At 63.6% G+C, this 16,762-nt stretch carries 19 protein-coding genes and 1 riboswitch; all 19 genes read left to right on the top strand.

Features of this window, described 5'->3' with window-relative positions; genetic code table 11:
• The coding region (gene pyrR, locus GWP04_04125; GenBank protein NIA24734.1) for a bifunctional pyr operon transcriptional regulator/uracil phosphoribosyltransferase PyrR at positions 1-350 on the top strand (350 nt) is incomplete at its 5' end.
• Positions 347-1,264, top strand: a complete 918-nt coding sequence (locus tag GWP04_04120) for an aspartate carbamoyltransferase catalytic subunit (protein NIA24733.1) — start codon at positions 347-349, stop codon at positions 1,262-1,264. The genes pyrR and GWP04_04120, both read left to right, overlap by 4 nt.
• On the top strand, positions 1,257-2,513 hold the full coding sequence (locus GWP04_04115; protein NIA24732.1) for an amidohydrolase family protein: 1,257 nt from the start codon (positions 1,257-1,259) through the stop codon (positions 2,511-2,513). Before GWP04_04120 ends, GWP04_04115 begins: the two co-directional genes overlap by 8 nt.
• A gap of 38 nt (positions 2,514-2,551) precedes the next feature.
• Complete coding sequence (locus GWP04_04110) at positions 2,552-3,433, top strand: dihydroorotate dehydrogenase (GenBank protein NIA24731.1); 882 nt, start codon at positions 2,552-2,554, stop codon at positions 3,431-3,433.
• Positions 3,427-4,116, top strand: coding sequence for an orotidine-5'-phosphate decarboxylase (gene pyrF, locus GWP04_04105; GenBank protein ID NIA24730.1), 690 nt, complete (start codon positions 3,427-3,429; stop codon positions 4,114-4,116). Before GWP04_04110 ends, pyrF begins: the two co-directional genes overlap by 7 nt.
• Positions 4,117-4,137: 21 nt before the next feature.
• Complete coding sequence (locus GWP04_04100; GenBank protein ID NIA24729.1) at positions 4,138-4,449, top strand: hypothetical protein; 312 nt, start codon at positions 4,138-4,140, stop codon at positions 4,447-4,449.
• A 382-nt stretch (positions 4,450-4,831) separates the two neighbouring features.
• Complete coding sequence (locus GWP04_04095) at positions 4,832-5,437, top strand: guanylate kinase (protein NIA24728.1); 606 nt, start codon at positions 4,832-4,834, stop codon at positions 5,435-5,437.
• Positions 5,434-5,664 carry a DNA-directed RNA polymerase subunit omega gene (gene rpoZ / locus GWP04_04090; GenBank protein ID NIA24727.1) on the top strand — a complete coding sequence of 77 codons (231 nt, stop codon included), beginning with the start codon at positions 5,434-5,436 and terminating at the stop codon, positions 5,662-5,664. Before GWP04_04095 ends, rpoZ begins: the two co-directional genes overlap by 4 nt.
• A 6-nt stretch (positions 5,665-5,670) precedes the next feature.
• Positions 5,671-6,849 (top strand): bifunctional phosphopantothenoylcysteine decarboxylase/phosphopantothenate--cysteine ligase CoaBC, encoded by a 1,179-nt coding sequence (gene coaBC / locus GWP04_04085; protein ID NIA24726.1) that lies wholly within the window; start codon positions 5,671-5,673, stop codon positions 6,847-6,849.
• 108 nt (positions 6,850-6,957) lie between these two features.
• On the top strand, positions 6,958-8,133 hold the full coding sequence (locus tag GWP04_04080; GenBank protein NIA24725.1) for a methionine adenosyltransferase: 1,176 nt from the start codon (positions 6,958-6,960) through the stop codon (positions 8,131-8,133).
• Between the two features lie 2 nt (positions 8,134-8,135).
• Entirely contained in the window at positions 8,136-9,905 is a 1,770-nt protein-coding gene (locus tag GWP04_04075; GenBank protein ID NIA24724.1) for a hypothetical protein, read from the top strand.
• Between the two features lie 14 nt (positions 9,906-9,919).
• Positions 9,920-10,417, top strand: a complete 498-nt coding sequence (gene def / locus GWP04_04070) for a peptide deformylase (GenBank protein NIA24723.1) — start codon at positions 9,920-9,922, stop codon at positions 10,415-10,417.
• Positions 10,414-11,316, top strand: coding sequence for a methionyl-tRNA formyltransferase (locus GWP04_04065; protein ID NIA24722.1), 903 nt, complete (start codon positions 10,414-10,416; stop codon positions 11,314-11,316). The genes def and GWP04_04065 overlap by 4 nt, the downstream gene beginning before the upstream one ends.
• A gap of 83 nt (positions 11,317-11,399) precedes the next feature.
• Positions 11,400-12,065, top strand: a complete 666-nt coding sequence (rpe, locus tag GWP04_04060) for a ribulose-phosphate 3-epimerase (GenBank protein NIA24721.1) — start codon at positions 11,400-11,402, stop codon at positions 12,063-12,065.
• A 1-nt stretch (position 12,066) separates the two neighbouring features.
• Entirely contained in the window at positions 12,067-12,996 is a 930-nt protein-coding gene (locus tag GWP04_04055) for a response regulator (protein NIA24720.1), read from the top strand.
• Between the two features lie 132 nt (positions 12,997-13,128).
• A riboswitch (FMN riboswitch) is annotated at positions 13,129-13,246 on the top strand.
• Positions 13,247-13,288: 42 nt separating this feature from the next.
• Complete coding sequence (gene ribD / locus GWP04_04050; GenBank protein NIA24719.1) at positions 13,289-14,332, top strand: bifunctional diaminohydroxyphosphoribosylaminopyrimidine deaminase/5-amino-6-(5-phosphoribosylamino)uracil reductase RibD; 1,044 nt, start codon at positions 13,289-13,291, stop codon at positions 14,330-14,332.
• Positions 14,332-14,919, top strand: a complete 588-nt coding sequence (locus GWP04_04045; protein ID NIA24718.1) for a riboflavin synthase — start codon at positions 14,332-14,334, stop codon at positions 14,917-14,919. Before ribD ends, GWP04_04045 begins: the two co-directional genes overlap by 1 nt.
• Positions 14,916-16,139 carry a bifunctional 3,4-dihydroxy-2-butanone-4-phosphate synthase/GTP cyclohydrolase II gene (locus GWP04_04040; GenBank protein NIA24717.1) on the top strand — a complete coding sequence of 408 codons (1,224 nt, stop codon included), beginning with the start codon at positions 14,916-14,918 and terminating at the stop codon, positions 16,137-16,139. The genes GWP04_04045 and GWP04_04040 overlap by 4 nt, the downstream gene beginning before the upstream one ends.
• Complete coding sequence (locus GWP04_04035) at positions 16,126-16,587, top strand: 6,7-dimethyl-8-ribityllumazine synthase (protein NIA24716.1); 462 nt, start codon at positions 16,126-16,128, stop codon at positions 16,585-16,587. Before GWP04_04040 ends, GWP04_04035 begins: the two co-directional genes overlap by 14 nt.
• Positions 16,588-16,762 lie beyond the last annotated feature (175 nt).

The following is a 16,762-nucleotide window of genomic DNA, read 5'->3' as shown; positions in this document are numbered from 1 at the left end:
CCGTGGGCACGCTTGGAATCGGCCTGTACCGCGACGATCTCGCCGCACGCCCAAGGGCGTCGCTGTTCCGTACCGCGATGCCGCTCGACATCAGTGGATGGACGGTCGTGCTCGTCGATGATGTCCTGTATACCGGTCGTACGATCAGGGCCGCGCTCGACGCCTTGACGGACCTGGGCCGCCCCGCCGCAGTACAGCTCGCCGTACTGATCGACCGCGGTCACCGTCAGATTCCCATCCGAGCAGACTACGTGGGCAAGAACCTGCCGACCTCGGAGGATCAGCGCGTCACGGTGCGGTTGAGCGAGATCGACGGTGAGGACGGCGTATGGATCGAGGGGGGCCCATGAAGCACTTCCTCACCACCGACACACTTTCCCGGGATGAGATGGACAGCCTTCTCGACCTGTCCGACGAGTTCGTAGATGTACTTTCGAGACCGATTCCCAAGGTCCCGGCGCTGCGGGGTCGGACAGTGGCGATGCTCTTCTTTGAGCCCTCCACGCGTACCCGCATGTCGTTTGAGCGAGCAGCGAAGGCGCTTTCGGCGGACACGATGAGTTTCTCCCCCGGCACCTCTTCTCTCTCGAAGGGCGAGAGCCTCAAAGACACGGCACTGACCATCAAGGCGATGGGAGCGGAGGCGCTGGTCGTGCGGCACAAAGCAACGGGGGCTCCGTGGCGAATCGCGGAGTGGACCGGTCTGCCCGTCCTCAATGGCGGAGATGGGGCGCACCAGCATCCGACCCAGGCCCTGCTCGACGCGCTCACCATTCGCCGGCACTTCGGGACACTCGACGGACTCCGTATCGCCATCGTCGGAGACATCAGACACTCTCGCGTCGCTCGATCCGACATCTCCACCTTCTCGACACTGGGCGCCCAGGTGACACTCGTGGGACCGAGCACACTGCTTCCGGTGGATCTGACGGGCTGGCCGGTCGAGACTGCGGAGGGCATCGACGACGTTCTCGATTGCGACGTCGTGTATTTGCTGAGAATCCAGACCGAGCGCGGTGGGGCCTCGGTCCTTCCCTCTCTGCCCGAGTACGTGAGCAGATTCGGTATGACCAGGGAACGTTTCGCGAAGATGCCGGACCATGCCGTGGTGATGCACCCTGGGCCGATGAACCGCGGAGTGGAAATCGCTCCTGAGGTTGCCGATCACGAACGGTCGCTCGTGCAACCCCAGGTAGCGAACGGAGTTGCGGTCCGAATGGCGGTTCTGTTCCGTCTCCTCGGAGGGGAGGTTGCTGATGCGTGAACTCTTACTGCAGGGCGGTGTCGTTCTCGGACCGGATGGGCCCGCTACGGCAGATGTGCTGATTCGCGAAGGACGAGTGGTCGAGGTGGGTGATCACCTGCGTGCGGAGCGGGTGATCGATTGTGAAGGTGCGCTTGTCGGTCCAGGGTTCGTGGACCTTCATGTTCATTTTCGTGAGCCCGGCCAGGAGTGGAAGGAAGACATTGAAAGTGGCTCCAGGGCGGCCGCCGCCGGCGGCTTCACGGCCGTCGTGGCGATGGCGAACACCGAGCCGGCGACCGATGCAGGACACCTTGCACGCTATATCCAGGAACGGGGCAGGGAAGTCGGCCTCGTGGAGGTGATCCCTGCAGGGGCGATCACACTCGGCCGCAACGGCGAGCACCTCGCTCATCTCGACGAACTGTGGAAAGCCGGTGTGCGACTCTTCTCCGACGATGGGGATGCCGTACAGGACGCCGGACTTCTGCGCCACGCCATGGAGTACATCTCGGACCTCGGCGGGACGGTCGCCCAACACGCCGAGGATCCCGGATTGACTCGCAACGCTCACATGCACGAGGGTGCCGTCTCTTCGAGGCTCGGGATGCCAGGTATCCCTTCTCTCGCAGAGGAAACGATCGTTGCGAGGGACCTCGCGCTCGTTCAACTCACCGGCGTCAGATACCACGTACAGCACGTGTCTACGGCCGGCACGGTCGAGTTGGTGCGAACGGCGAAACGTCGAGGTCTCCCGGTGACCGCGGAGGCCACTCCGCATCATCTCGCCCTGGATCACACCGAGATCGAACGGATGGACGCCGCATACAAGATGTACCCGCCGCTTCGGAGTCCAGAGGACGTAATCGCCGTCGGCGAGGCCCTGCGTGACGGTACGATCGACGCGGTGGCGACCGACCATGCACCGCACGCGGCAGCAGAAAAGGACGTTCCGTTCGAAGAAGCGCCGCGGGGTGTGATCGGGCTCGAGACGGCCGCGGCGGTAGTGCAGACGTTCGTCGCGCCGGATCCGGTCTCCTTGTTCGAGAGGATGTCGGTGGCGCCGGCCAAGATTGCAGGGCTCGCCGAACACGGCCGGTGGCTGGAGCCCGGAGCGGTGGCCAACGTCGTCGTGTTTGCTCCCGATGTCCAATGGACTCCCCGGCGATTCGTCTCGCGGTCGGAGAACTCTCCATTCCTGGGACGAACGCTGACGGGTCGCGTGATGGCAACGGTGCACAACGGCGACGTGACCTACCGGTCGGAGTGATGTCTCCATCGGTCGATACGAGAACCAGGTTGGGTCCTGTGCCTCTTGATACGCCGTTGATCGCCGCGGCGGGCACGTTCGGAGCAGTTGTCGATTTTGCAGCGGTGGCTGCTCTGCAGGTATATGGAGCTGCGGTGGCCAAGTCGGTGAGTGCCGAGCCATGGCCCGGTCGTCCGGCACCTCGAGTGGGGTCGGTGGGCACCGGGATGCTCAACGGAATCGGCATTCAGAACCCGGGCATCGAGGCCTGGGTCGTGTCCATGGCCGGCGAGATCGAAGAAGTGCCGATTCCTGTCTGGGGCTCCGCAGTGGGACAGACGCCCGGGGAATTCGCATTCGTCGCAACCGAGATGGCTCGCGCCGGGGTCGGTGCAGTCGAGGTCAACCTCTCCTGCCCGAACCTCGAAGGGCGAGGGATCATTGCGCTGGACCCGGTGAAATCGGGTGAAGTCATCGCGGAAGTTCGGTCGGCGGTGGATGTTCCGATCGGAGCGAAGCTCTCCCCGAACGCGGCGGATATCGTCGAGGTCGCCGGCGCCGTCCTGAATGCGGGGGCGGACTTTCTCACCCTGACGAATACCGTCAAAGGGGCGGGCATCGACGTACGAACAAGGCGGCCGATCCTCACAGGGTTGATCGGTGGCTACTCGGGACCCCCGTTGAAGCCGATTTCGCTCGCCTGTGTGCTCGAAGTGCACCGGGAGATACCCGACGCGCCGATCATTGGCTGCGGTGGCGTGCGGAGCGGGGAAGACGTGATCGAGTATCTCCTGGCTGGAGCGTCGGCAGTCGGTCTCGGGTCCGTGCACTTCGTGGAACCGAGAGCCGGAAGCAGGATCCTTCGCGAGGTACTCAGCCTCGCAGATGAGTTGAAGTTCGAGACGTTGAGTGAGCTGATTGGAGGAGTGGAACCATGGTGAATCCGCTGATTGTTGCTCTCGACGTTGCGACTGCGGCCCAGGCGGTACGGCTGGCGCGCATGCTCGAAAGCGAGGTGGGCGGCTTCAAGGTGGGTCTGGAGCTGCTGAGTGGCCCCGGTCCTGCGACGATCTCCGTGCTCGGGACGAGTGGGGTCCCTGTGTTCGCCGACGCGAAGCTGCACGACATACCGGCCACCGTTCGCCGCGCAGCGAGGCAACTTGGAGCGCTCGGAGCCCGTTGGGTGAGCGTGCACGCCTCCGGAGGACGGGCGATGCTGGAAGCAGCCGTAGAAGGCCTCGCCGACGGTGCGGGTGGCAGAGACGCCGGTGTCCTGGCTGTGACGGTACTTACGAGCCTCGACGATGAAGCTTTGCATGGGGTCGGCATCGCAGCGTCTCCCGGACGTCTCACCTCGCGCATGGCCCGCCTGGCCGCCGAGACTGGGTGCGAAGGTATCGTCTGTTCGCCGAAGGAACTCGGGATCATCGCCACGGTGGCGCCCGACCTCGTGAAAGTCACTCCCGGGATTCGAGAGGCCGGAGCCGCCAACGATGACCAAGCCAGGGTCGCCGCCCCTCGTGAGGCGATGCAGCACGGCGCCGACTTCTTGGTAGTTGGTCGCCCGATCATTCGTGCTGTCGAACCCGTGCTCGCCGCCCGCCGAATACTCGCGTCGATCTGAGGCTTGGTAGAGTGCGGACTCATGGCACCTCCTCCACTCACCAACGAGCAGCGAGCGGCTGCTCTCGCAAAGGCCGCTGAGGCACGCAGGGTTCGCGCAGAACTCAAACAGCTCCTGAAGATCGGTTCGGTGACATTCGCCGAAGTATTGACTCGGGCCGACGAAGATCCGATTGTCGCAGGCATGAAGGTCAACGCCGTGCTCTGCTCACTGCCGGGCACCGGCAAAGTCAAAGCGAAGCGGCTGATGGAAACACATGGCATTGCAGAGAGCAGGAGGCTGCGCGGCCTCGGTGGACGCCAGCGCGCCGCCCTTCTCGACACGTTTTCTTAGGAGCCCGCTGAGCAATGCATGGCACGCGCCTCGACGACCGTGCATCGCCGCTCGCCATGTCCGCAGCCCTTGACGCACCGCGGGGGGTGCGCCTTCGTCCTGCGTCCTTGCGGGCGACACGCACAGCCGCCGATCTACGCACCGGCATCACCCAGCAGACTCCTGGGAGCCCGCCGAGCAATGCATGGCACGCGCCTGGACGACCGTGCCCAGGAACTCGGTCTGGAAGCCGGCTTCCGGCTTCCAGCCGCCAGGTCTCTCCAGTTTTCGTCTTCGGCGGGAGCCGCGACGCTCGCCCTACGGTCTCGAGGCCGCGTAGGTCGCGGTACCGAATACGAAGTACTGAATACGAAATACCAGGTACCGGGTACGGGATCGACGCGTGCCGGCGCCGACGCGAGCGCTCGTGAGTACTGATCCTGGGCGCCTCATCGTCGTTTCCGGTCCTTCGGGTGTCGGCAAGTCGACAGTGGTGGCCGCACTTCACGAGCAGCATCCCTTCTTCTTCTCCGTCTCGGTTACGACCAGACAGCGCCGACCTGGAGAGGCAGAGGGAGTGGACTACCGGTTCGTCACGCGAGAGGAGTTCGACCGGCTGCGATCCTCGGGCCAACTTCTCGAATGGGCAGAGTATGCCGGGTTTCAGTACGGGACTCCCAAGGATCCCGTGCTGGAGCAGCTCGCATCCGGCAACGACGTGTTGCTGGATATCGAGGTCAATGGTGCCGTGCAGGTCAAAGCGGCGTTCCCGGAAGCGATCACGGTGTTCGTGGCCCCTCCGTCGTTGGAGGCCCTCGAGGAGAGACTCCGGGGGAGGGGAGATACCGACCCGAAGCAGATCGAGCGGCGTCTCGAAATAGCTGCATGGCAACTGAGTACGGCCAGGGACACCTTCGATCATGTGATCGTCAACAGGCGGGTTGAGGATACAGTCGCCCAGATCCTGCGTATACTTGATGCATCCCCCACGAGAGCAGACTCATCATGATGCAACCGCCAGTCGAAGACCTCCTGGAAGTGGCGGGAGGTCGGTTTGACCTCGTCGTGCTCGCTGCGCGTCGCGCCCGCCAGATCAACGCCTATTTCAACCAGTTGGGCGAAGGGATCGGCCACTATGTTCCGCCGCAGGTGCATACGTTGAGCCACAAGGCGTTGACGATTGCGTTCGAAGAGATTGTCGAAGGCAAGCTCGTCGTCGATCACGCAGAGGACTAGCCGTCTATGCAGCGGCGCATCCTGCTCGGGGTTACCGGAGGAATTGCCGCGTACAAGTCCATCTATCTGGCTCGCCGACTCGGCGAAGAGGGTGCGGACGTCCAGGTGGTCATGACGGACGCAGCTCAACGCTTCGTCGGGGCGCAGAGTTTCTCCGCAGTGACCGGTCACCGAGCTCTTACCGATCTCTTCGGCCGTGTGAGCCCGCACACCGAACTTGCGCAGTGGGCAGAAGGTGTCGTGGTTGCACCTGCAACTGCCACGACGATCGCAAAAGCGGCCGCCGGACTCGGAGACGATCTCCTGTCGGCAACGCTCATGGCAACACGCTCCCCGGTGCTCTTCGCCCCCGCGATGCATACCGAGATGTGGGAAAACGCTGCAACACGAAGGAACGTGTCCACACTGATGGCCGATGGCTACCGTTTCGTGGGCCCGGCGTCCGGAGTGCTTGCCGGGGGGGACATAGGGCCTGGACGGATGGTTGAACCCGAGGAGATCATTACCGCCCTTTCGGCGATGATGAATCCTGAGCTCGCAGGATGGGACGTGCTCGTGACGGCCGGCGGCACACGGGAGCCCATCGACCCTGTCCGGTTCGTCGGCAACCGATCGACCGGAAAGATGGGCCATGCCATCGCCGCCGAAGCGGCACGCAGAGGCGCACATGTGACGCTGATCAGCACATCGGCTCTCGAGACACCCCCGGGAGTGGATCGTGTCACGGTCGAGACCGCGGACGAAATGGCCGCAGCGGTACTGGAGCGCGCTCCGAGTGTCGATGTGGCCGTGATGGCGGCCGCCGTCGCAGACTTCAAACCGGCCGAAGTCTTCGATCGGAAACTCCGGCGGAAAAACGGCCCACCGCTGCTGAAGATGACCAAGACTCCCGACATTCTCGCTGCGGTTGCAGCGCTCGATCCCCGACCTTTCCTCGTAGGTTTCGCTGCCGAGACGGGCCCCGTGGATGCGGCGGTCGAGAAAGCCCGCGGCAAAGGTGCAGACTTCATCGTCGCAAACGACGTGAGCGCAGAAGGGTCCGGATTCGGAACCGAGACGAACCAAGTGAGCATCCTCGATCCCGAGGGCGCCATCGACGCGTGGCCACTCATGTCGAAACAGGAGGTCGCCGTCCGTCTCTGGGACCTCATCGCGGAGAGAGCGAAGTCGCGCCAACCCCGATAGCCCGGCTGGATGAACGCGCCAAGGATGGTTCCCACGTGCGAGCTCTGCTCCGTGCTCGCGGGCGTCTGAATCGCGAATACCGCACATCGACGTCGTATACTCCCGGCGATGCGTACCTGGTTCTTCACCTCTGAATCCGTCACCGAGGGACATCCCGACAAAGTCGCCGATCGCATCTCCGACGCGATTCTCGATGAGGTGATCAGACAGGACCCTGTGGGGCGCGTCGCCTGTGAAACGCTGGTTACCCGGGGCAGGGTTCTGGTTGCCGGGGAGATCGGGAGCAGTGCTCAGATCGATGTGGACGGGACAACCCGTGATGCAATCGCAGCTTCGGGATACGACGATCCTGCAGCGGAGTTTTCGGCGCGCAAGTGCCGGATCGACAACCTGATCGGTGTACAGAGCCCCGACATTGCCGGAGGAGTCGAAGTCTCATTGGAGTGGCGGAACGGATCCACCGACCCGTTGGACCGTCTCGGTGCCGGAGACCAAGGGATCATGTTCGGCTACGCGGTCAAAGAAACCCCGGAACTCATGCCGGCCCCGATTGAGTACGCTCATCGGCTCGCACAGCGACTCGCGGCAGTACGGAAGGACGGGACGCTCGACTATCTCGGTCCGGACGGAAAAACTCAGGTGACCGTCAGGTATGAGGGCCGCAAACCCGTCGCGGTGCACCGGGTGCTGATCTCGAGCCAGCACAAGCCGGGGTTCTCCCAGGAGCGGCTGAAGGATGAACTGACCGAAGCGGTCGTTCGACCTGCGCTCGATCCATCGCTGATCTCCGGAGAGTTCGAGCTGCTTGTCAATCCTTCGGGGAAATTCGAAGTGGGCGGACCCGAAGCCGATACCGGCCTCACGGGACGCAAGATCATTGTCGACACGTATGGAGGCGCCGCTCGCCATGGAGGAGGATGCTTCTCTGGGAAGGACCCCACGAAGGTGGACCGTTCTGCGGCGTATGCGGCGAGATATGCGGCGAAGAACGTGGTGGCGGCCGGCTTGGCCGAGGAGTGCGAGGTACAGCTCTCGTACGCGATCGGACGTGCCCGGCCGTTCTCCATTCGCGTAGAGACATTTGGCACGGAGCACATCGACCTGGTGGTCCTGGATGATCTCGTCAGGGAACGATTCGATTTTCGACCGGAAGCGATCATCGAACGCTTCGGTCTGCGTCGGCCGATCTATACGGCGACTTCTGCGTACGGTCATTTCGGTCGCGATGGATTTCCCTGGGAGGCGACCGACCTCGCCGAAGACCTGGCCAGGGAGGCAGGCTGACTTTGCGCATTGCGCGAGTCGTTCCCGACCTTCCCACATACGCCGTCGATGAAGGGTTCCGATACGCGACCGATCAGCCGCTCGCGGTCGGATCCGTCGTACGCGTGCCGCTGGGGCGAAGGGTCGTACGCGGGTGGGTGGTCGGTGTGGAGCACGGAGAACCCTCAGCCCTGAAACAGATCAAGGCGCTGTCGGCCGAGGTGCCGATCTTCACCGAGGAACTCCTACAGACGTTGCGATGGGCCGCTCATCACTATGTTGCCCCCCTCGCGGCTCTGCTGCGGCGCGCCGGACCTCCGAACCTGCCTGGCAGGGTGGACACGGAAGTGCTTCCCCCGGTGACGCTGGAGGCGCGAAAAGGGCTGGCGGCGCCGATCTCTGCCGCAGTCGCCGGGCGCCGGGCGAGAGCCGTGTACTCCCTGGTAGGCAGGGACGATCTGGCCGATGCCCTGCTGGAGGTCGGACCCGTTCTTGGCTCGGGCGGATCCGCAATGGTCATCATGGCGACAGGTGCGGAAGTCGCAACCCGTGCTGCTCTCCTGCGTGAAGCGTTCGGTACCCGTGTGATCGAGGTGCCTCCAGAGGCCTCTCACCGTGAGGTCACCGCCGCATGGGATCGTGCATGTCAGACGCCGGGGCACGTCGTGGTTGGCACACACCGAATCGAGTTTTGGCCGATCGAGCAACTGCGGCTTGCAGTGATCGTCGAGGAAGGCCGCAGAGCGATGCGGGACCGTCAAACACCCACGATCCATGCGAGAGAGGTCATCCGGCGGCGGGCCTCCGTTGAACGCTTCAATGTCATGTATCTGGGGAGCGTGCCGAGCACGACAGTGCTTGCGGCGGGTGTCGAAGTTCAGCGGCGTTCGACCCGGGGATGGCCCCCGGTCGAGATCGTCGATCGGACGGAGGATCCGCCGGGAAGTGGGCTCTTCGCTCAGCGCGTGCGAAGCTCGATCGCCGGTGCCCTCCGCAGAGACGTCAGGGTGTTCGTGTTCAGCCACAGGCGGGGGTATGCCCCCGCATTCCGCTGTGTCGGCTGCAAGACGCTGCGCCGTTGTCCTTCGTGCGGATCGCGGCCAGAGCCGGGCGACGCGTGCAGCCGATGCGGAGCCGAGCTGGGGCCGTGCCCGGTCTGTGGCGGGAAACGATTCGAACCGCTCGGGGCCGGCGTAGGAAGGATCTCCGAGGTTCTACGCCGTGCGTATGGGGACAAGGCGGTCGGTGCAGTCGGGAGCGAAGCGCCGATCTGGGTTGGCACCGAGCGTGACATTCCCTCGGTTGCAGGGGTCGGGCTTGGTGTGGTGGGCGACGCCGATGGTTTGATTCTGGGTAGCGCCTACAACGCGGCGGAGGAGGCACTGCGCATTTTCGCACGGCTCGCCGTCAGCATCCCTTTCGGCAGCGGTCGGCACCTGATCGTTCAGACCGGTCAGCCGGACCATCCGGTGATCGCCGCGCTGCGTAGCGGAGATCCGCTGCCGTTTCTCGAGGGGGAGCTTCGGGTTCGGCAAGAGTTCGGGCTTCCACCGTCGGGTGAGGTGATTGTCGTCGAGGTGGACGGAGGAACGCGGGACGCAAGCGCCGCGCTGCAAGCGGCCGTTGAAGCAGGGGCGACTCTGTTGGGTCCCGCGGAACGGGCGGGCAAGCTGCGTTGGCTGATTCAGGGCCGTGATCTCTCCGACGTGCGATCGTCGCTTCGACAGGTTGCACAAACACTTCGCGATGGAGGTGCCGCCGTTCGACTGGATGTCGACCCCCTCGACCTCTGAACTATGCTCGGGGCATGGCCATCTTTCCCATACGGACGTTCGGTGACCCGGTACTCAGAACCCGTACAACCGAGGTGACCGAGATCGATGACAGCATCCGGCGCCTCGTCGACGATCTGATCGAAACGATGTACGACGCGCCCGGTGTCGGGCTCGCTGCTCCCCAGATCGGCATCTCGAAACGGGTCGTGGTGTTCGATGCAGGAGATGGCCCGAAAGTCTTGATTAACCCGGTGCTCCTCGAAACATCCGGAGAATGGCTCTTCGAAGAAGGTTGCCTCTCTGTGCCGAACCGATTCTGGCCGATCGAACGTCCCGCGTTCGCCCGGGCGCGTGGACTGGACGAATTCGGCAATGTGGTCGAGTACGCGGGCCAGGAACTACTCGGGCGGGTGCTTCAGCACGAGATCGATCACCTCGAGGGGACGTTGCTCATCGAGCGCCTCGAGCGCAAAGTCCGCAAACAGGCGCTGCGCGATCTCCGCGAAGAAGCACTGGGACTCGACCAGTGACCAGGATCGTTTTCCTGGGCACACCTGCCACGGCGGTCCCGAGCTTGCGGGCTCTGGGCAGCCAGGTCGTGATGGTCGTTACGCGACCCGACCGGGGCGCCGGCCGCTCGCGAAAGCCGCGTCCCTCACCGGTAAAGCTGGCTGCGTCACAGCTCGGAATCGATGTATTCCAGCCAGAGCGGTCGGCCGACCTGGCCGCGACCATCGCCTCCGCGCAAGCCGATGTGGCGGTCGTGGTTGCCTTTGGGATGCTCATTCCTGCTCCTGCCTTGTCGTTACCGGCGAAGGGGTTTGTGAATGTTCATTTCTCGCTCTTGCCACGGTGGCGCGGGGCTGCTCCCGTCGAGCGGGCCATCCTGGCCGGCGATCACGAGACCGGAGTGACCATCATGCAACTGGACGAGGGACTCGATACGGGTCCCCTGCTGGCCAGTCGAACGCTGCCGCTCAGCAGCGAATCCGATGCCGTAGGCGTCACCGATGCGCTCGCCGACCTTGGAGCAGAGCTACTGGCCGAGACGCTCCCGTCGTACCTTCGGGGGGAGCTGCAACCACGAGCACAGCCGGACGACGGCGTCACGTACGCGAAGCGCATCGACACTTCCGAGATGAAGATCGACCCATCGATGTCCGCGGAGACGGTCGATCGGGTGATCCGCGCGTTCACCGCACGCGGGGGCGCATACGGGTTCCACGATGGTGAGCGGGTGAAAATATGGCGAGCTCGCCCGGCAGTGGGTCCTGACCTCGAGCCCGGTCGACTTGCCGTCCACGAGGGAGCAGTGTTCCTTGGAACGGGCCGAGGTGACCTGGAATTGCTCGAAGTGCAGCCCGCCGGCCGGAACCGCATGGAGGCCGCTGCGTGGGCGCGCGGCCGCAAACTCGGCAGCCTGCGCTAGCTTCTCGTCGCCGGGTTCGACGTGACCTGAAGAACGAACCGGGGGTCCGGAGTACCTGCCTCCGGAGTTGATACACTCGCACGATGCAGCCTGCACGCATTGCCCCTTCGCTTCTTGCTGCGGACTTTGCACATCTCGCAGAGGATGTGGCGATGGTCGAACCGTATGTCGAGGTTCTCCACCTCGACGTGATGGATGGACACTTCGTTCCGAATATCACCTTCGGGATGCCGGTCATCGCCGCTCTGCGGCGCTCTTCTTCGTTGTTCTTCGATTGCCACATGATGACGACGAATCCCGACGCCTATTTCTCGGCGTTGAGGGCAGCAGGAGCCGATCTCACGACAGTGCACATCGAGGTGTATCCGGACCCGACGCGAGTCGCCGCGCAGGCTCGGGCCGAAGGGCTGGCGTTCGGCCTCGCCCTGAACCCCTCCACACCGTTCGAAGCGGTGGAGCCGTTCGTCGAACTCGTCGACCTCTTGCTCATCATGTCGGTACATCCGGGCTTGGGAGGGCAGTCGTTCATCACCGATTCGCTCAAGAAAGTCGAGACTGCGAGAAAGTTCATTGATTCTCACTGTCTGCCGACCGATATAGAGATCGACGGAGGTGTGAGCTCTGAGAACGCCCGTGCTGCACGGGACGCCGGAGCGGACGTGTTCGTGGCCGGAAGCGCGATCTTCGGGTCACCTGATCCCGTCGCAGCCGTACTGAACCTCAGAGCGGCAGTCGAATCGATGGAGTGATATGGCACAACGGATCCTGGTGGCGGACGACGATCCCGACATCCTGCAGTTCATTCGCGTGAACCTGGAACTCGAAGGGTTTCAGGTGTCGGAGGCGCGGGATGGTCGCGAAGCGATCGAGTCGGTCATGAAGGAGCCTCCCGACCTCGTTCTCCTGGACGTCATGATGCCCAAGTTGGACGGCTTCGATGTTCTCCGTCGGCTGCGGACACATCCTTCGGCCGCGAATACGTCTGTGATCCTGCTCACGGCGAGAACGATGCCGGAGGACCGTGTCCGCGGTCTCGACCTCGGAGCAGACGACTACATCAACAAGCCCTTCGATGTCGAGGAACTCGTCGCTCGCGTCAAGGCTGTCATGCGTCGCTCCCAGACGATGCGAGACGTGTCACCGTTGACGGGGCTACCGGGGAATTTCAGGATTTCCGAGGAGATGGAGCGGCGTGTCGCCGAGCGCGGGCCGATTGCCATTGTCCACGCCGATCTCGACAACTTCAAGTCCTTCAACGACCACTACGGTTTCATGCGAGGGGACCAAGTGATCAAGTACACCGCCCACGCTCTGCTCGAAGCAGCGGCGGAGAACGAGGATCCGCGGGTCTTCGTCGGGCACATCGGCGGTGACGACTTCGTCGCGTTGATCCATCCCGACTCGGTCGAGGCGTTCTGCAAGGCGACCATCCGGATCTTCGATGAAGGCATCCTCGATTTCTACGACACCGCGGACGCGTTGCGCGGATATGTAGAGGTGAGCGATCGGCGGGGAGAACAGCACGCGTATCCCATCATCTCCATATCGCTCGGTGTCGCCACCAATCGGCACCGTGCCATCACATCACAATGGGAGGCCTCGGCGGTGGCGGTGGAGATGAAAGAGTTCGCCAAGGCAACGTCGGGTTCCGCCTACGAAATCGACCGCCGCACCTCCTGAACGCATGGGTCGCGCGGTGCCCTCGTCCTCGAGGAGCACATGTCCGCCTTCGTCCTGCGTCCTAGGCGACATCACCGACTCGGCATCGACACCACGAATGTCACCTGCCAAGGCGCCACTAGACTGTTGAGCAGCCCCCTTCAGGGCAGGGTGCAATTCCCGACCGGCGGTGAGAGCCCGCGACCCCTTCGGGGTGGACCCGGTGAAACTCCGGAGCCGACGGTGAAAGTCCGGATGAGAGAAGGAGGGCGTCATGCGTTCGCGCGCGTCCGCCCCGGTGAAGAGGTGACGTGTGGACGAACACTGGATGGCCCGGAGTCTCGAGATTGCACGAGGTTCGCATCCCCATCCGAATCCGCGCGTGGGAGCAGTAGTCGTCGACACGAACGGCGAATCGGCGGGTGAGGGCAGCCACACCGGCCCGGGTAGCCCCCACGCCGAGGTGATTGCGCTCGACAGGGCCGGCACCTTGGCCCGAGGTGGAACGATCTATGTCACGCTCGAGCCCTGCTCACACTTCGGAAGAACGCCACCCTGCGTGAGCGCCATCGTCGCTGCCGGGATTCGGCGTGTCGTCGTGGCGGCCGAAGATCCCGATTCCCGCGTTGCGGGTAGGGGGATCGAGGCGTTACGGAAAGCCGGATGTGATGTCGAGGTCGGTCTGATGGAGCACGAGGCGCGAATGCTCGATCCCGGCTATTTCCACCATCGCAGAACGGGACGCCCGATGGTCACGTTGAAGGCAGCAGCGACGCTCGATGGCCAGGTGGCGGCTCTCGACGGTTCGTCGCAGTGGATCACCGATGAAGCTGCACGAGAGGACGCACATCGCCTCCGCGCCGCAGCAGATGCCGTGATGGTGGGAGCCGGCACGCTGCGCGCCGACAATCCTCGGCTGGACGTTCGGTTGGAGGAGTACGCGGGTCCGCAGCCGGTGCCGGTGCTCGTCGCGGGGGCACAGCCGATTCCTCTCGATGCTCGGCTGTTGGCTCGCGCTCCGATCGTGCTCACCCCAACTGCGATCGAAGGTGTCGATGCAATCGTTGCACCTGCCAACGGTGTGGTCGATCTGCGGTTCGGCCTCGAGGCGCTTGGCAAACGAGGCATCGTGGACGTTCTCGTCGAGGGCGGTCCGAGGTTGGCTGCTTCGCTGCTCTCGGAGAATCTTGTCGACCGGATGGTCCTCTACCTCGGCGCCCGGGTTGCGGGAGGTGCAGGAAAGACCATGTTCGAAGGGGCGTTCGCCACCCTGTCACAGAGTCGTCGCGTGCACATCACACACGTAGGGACGGTTGGCACCGGCGTGAAGATCGAGGCCACATTGGAGGATGATTGATGTTTACCGGAATCGTTGAATCTCTCGGCACGGTGCGGCGCATCGTGATGACCGACCTGGGTTGTCGACTCGACATCGAGACGGACCTTCCGGGCCTCGGCATCGGTGACTCGGTGGCGGTCAATGGCGTTTGCCTGACGGTTGTTGCGTCTCCGGACGGGGGCTTCGAAGCCGATGTCATGCACGAGACCCTTCTGCGCACCGATCTGGGCACGCTCGAGGCAGGAACGTCGGTCGACTTGGAGCGTCCGCTTGCGGCATCAGGTCGCTTCGACGGTCACATCGTCCAGGGCCATGTCGATGGGGTTGGGCACGTGCAAACAGTGGAGCCGGAGGGCGACAGCGTGCGCATGCGTATCGGTATCCCGGAGGCGATCTCACCGTACATCGCGGAGAAAGGTTCGGTCGCGGTCGACGGCGTCAGCCTCACGGTGACTGCCGCGGGTGGCGACTGGTTCGAGGTCGCGTTGATCCCGCACACTCTCGAAGTGACGGTCCTTGGACTGCGGGGCCCAGGCGACCCCGTGAATATCGAGGTGGACGTGATCGCCAAGTATCTCGAACGCCTCATGGAGAGGAAACGATGACTTTCGCGCCGATAGAAGATGCGATCGCTGCGATCTCACGGGGAGAGTTGGTCGTCGTTGTCGACGATGAGGATCGGGAGAACGAGGGTGATCTCATCCTCGCAGCCGAAAAGGCGACGCCGGAGAAGATCGGATTCATGGTGCGTCATACGAGTGGCATCATCTGCGTACCACTCGTGGGTGAGCGCCTCGACGAGTTGCGTATCCCGATGATGGTGATGCAAAACACCGACGTCCGGCACACCGCCTTCACGGTGTCGGTGGACTACGGCCCGGTCACGACGACGGGGATCTCGGCAGCGGACAGAGCTGCAACGATCAGAGCAATGGTCGATCCTGCGACTGAGCCTGAAGATCTCACGAGGCCCGGTCATATCTTCCCATTGCGTTATCGGCCGGGTGGAGTGCTTCGGCGAGCAGGCCACACCGAAGCCGCGGTCGATCTGGCAACGTTGGCGGGACTCCAACCCGCCGGCGTGCTCGCCGAGATCGTTTCCGACGACGGTTCGATCGCTCGCCTCTCCGACCTGGTGGAGTTCGCTCGCAAGCATCATCTCGTCATGATTCAGATAGCGGATCTGATCGCATACCGGCGTCAGCGTCAACGGTTGATCCGGCGCGGGGCCGAAGCGCGCATTCCGACGGAGTTCGGGGACTTCGAGGCGATCGCCTACGAGTCTCTCGTCGATCATCGTGAGCATCTGGCGCTCGTCAGAGGGGAGATCGTGGGCAAGGAAGGCGTCCTGGTGAGGGTCCATTCGGAGTGCCTGACCGGGGACACGCTCGGGAGTCTTCGCTGTGATTGCGGTTTCCAGCTGCGGGACGCGATGAGGAAGATCGCAGCCGAAGGGAGCGGCGTGGTGCTCTACCTGCGTGGACACGAAGGCCGAGGAATCGGGCTCATGCACAAGCTCGAGGCATACGCGCTCCAGGACCAGGGTCGTGACACGGTTGAGGCGAACCTCGAGCTGGGGCTGCCAACAGACGCGAGGGACTACGGGGTGGGTGCCCAGATCCTCGCCGATCTCGGGATCACGACGATGCGACTGCTGACGAACAACCCGACGAAACGGGCGGGGATCGAGGGCTACGGTCTCGAGATCATCGAGAGCGTTCCGCTCGAGGTGAGACCGAATCCGGAGAACCTCGGCTATCTGACGACCAAAGTGGAGAAGCTCGGGCATTCCATTGATCTGGAGGGTGCAGATGCAAGTTCATGAGATCCTCGGAGAGCCGACGGGAGGAGGGCGTAGGGTCGGGGTCGTCGTCGCTTCCTTCAATCGAGTGATTACGGACGGTCTGCTTGCAGGCGCGCTGGAGGCGCTCGAGGCGGCCGGTACCGAGCAGGTGACCGTGGTTCGAGTTCCAGGATCGCTGGAGGTGCCCCTTGCCGCGCGACGCCTCGCGCAGACCGGATACGACGCGGTGGTTGCGATCGGCGCGGTGATCAAGGGAGAGACCGACCACTACGAGCATGTCGGCAGCCAGTCGATTGCAGGGATTGCGAGCGTCTCCCTCTCCAGCGGTGTACCGGTCGGCAACGCAATCCTCACCGTGACCGAATTCGAGCATGCGAGAGACCGTTCACTGCCTGGACCCGCAAACAAAGGGCTCGAGGCAGCGAAGGCCGTACTCGCGATGGTGGATGCACTGGAGAAGATCGGCTGAGGCCGGGACCTGAACTCCGGCCGGTCCCCTCCACCGAGGGTGCTCGCATTGACAGGGTGCGACCCCACCGTATACTGCCGTGAACAATCGAGCGCAAGTGGAGACCATCCCACCCGGCCACCGAAGGTGCGCCGAGGTTCTGTTGAGACGGCAGTGGGCTTCGCTTGCTGTCGTT

Source organism: Gammaproteobacteria bacterium (assembly GCA_011682695.1).
Taxonomy (GTDB): domain Bacteria; phylum Actinomycetota; class Acidimicrobiia; order Spongiisociales; family UBA4744; genus BMS3Bbin01.
Note: the sequence above shows the minus strand (reverse complement) of the source record. Positions and strands in the feature narration are given on the sequence as shown.

Excerpts from the sequence above, each read along its gene's own strand:
- GWP04_04120 (NIA24733.1), top strand. The coding sequence starts at position 347 with ATGAAGCACTTCCTCACCACCGACACACTTTCCCGGGATGAGATGGAC.
- GWP04_04115 (NIA24732.1), top strand. The coding sequence starts at position 1,257 with ATGCGTGAACTCTTACTGCAGGGCGGTGTCGTTCTCGGACCGGATGGG.
- pyrF (NIA24730.1), top strand. The coding sequence starts at position 3,427 with ATGGTGAATCCGCTGATTGTTGCTCTCGACGTTGCGACTGCGGCCCAG.
- GWP04_04100 (NIA24729.1), top strand. The coding sequence starts at position 4,138 with ATGGCACCTCCTCCACTCACCAACGAGCAGCGAGCGGCTGCTCTCGCA.
- rpoZ (NIA24727.1), top strand. The coding sequence starts at position 5,434 with ATGATGCAACCGCCAGTCGAAGACCTCCTGGAAGTGGCGGGAGGTCGG.
- coaBC (NIA24726.1), top strand. The coding sequence starts at position 5,671 with ATGCAGCGGCGCATCCTGCTCGGGGTTACCGGAGGAATTGCCGCGTAC.
- GWP04_04080 (NIA24725.1), top strand. The coding sequence starts at position 6,958 with ATGCGTACCTGGTTCTTCACCTCTGAATCCGTCACCGAGGGACATCCC.
- def (NIA24723.1), top strand. The coding sequence starts at position 9,920 with ATGGCCATCTTTCCCATACGGACGTTCGGTGACCCGGTACTCAGAACC.
- rpe (NIA24721.1), top strand. The coding sequence starts at position 11,400 with ATGCAGCCTGCACGCATTGCCCCTTCGCTTCTTGCTGCGGACTTTGCA.
- GWP04_04055 (NIA24720.1), top strand. The coding sequence starts at position 12,067 with ATGGCACAACGGATCCTGGTGGCGGACGACGATCCCGACATCCTGCAG.
- GWP04_04045 (NIA24718.1), top strand. The coding sequence starts at position 14,332 with ATGTTTACCGGAATCGTTGAATCTCTCGGCACGGTGCGGCGCATCGTG.
- GWP04_04040 (NIA24717.1), top strand. The coding sequence starts at position 14,916 with ATGACTTTCGCGCCGATAGAAGATGCGATCGCTGCGATCTCACGGGGA.
- GWP04_04035 (NIA24716.1), top strand. The coding sequence starts at position 16,126 with ATGCAAGTTCATGAGATCCTCGGAGAGCCGACGGGAGGAGGGCGTAGG.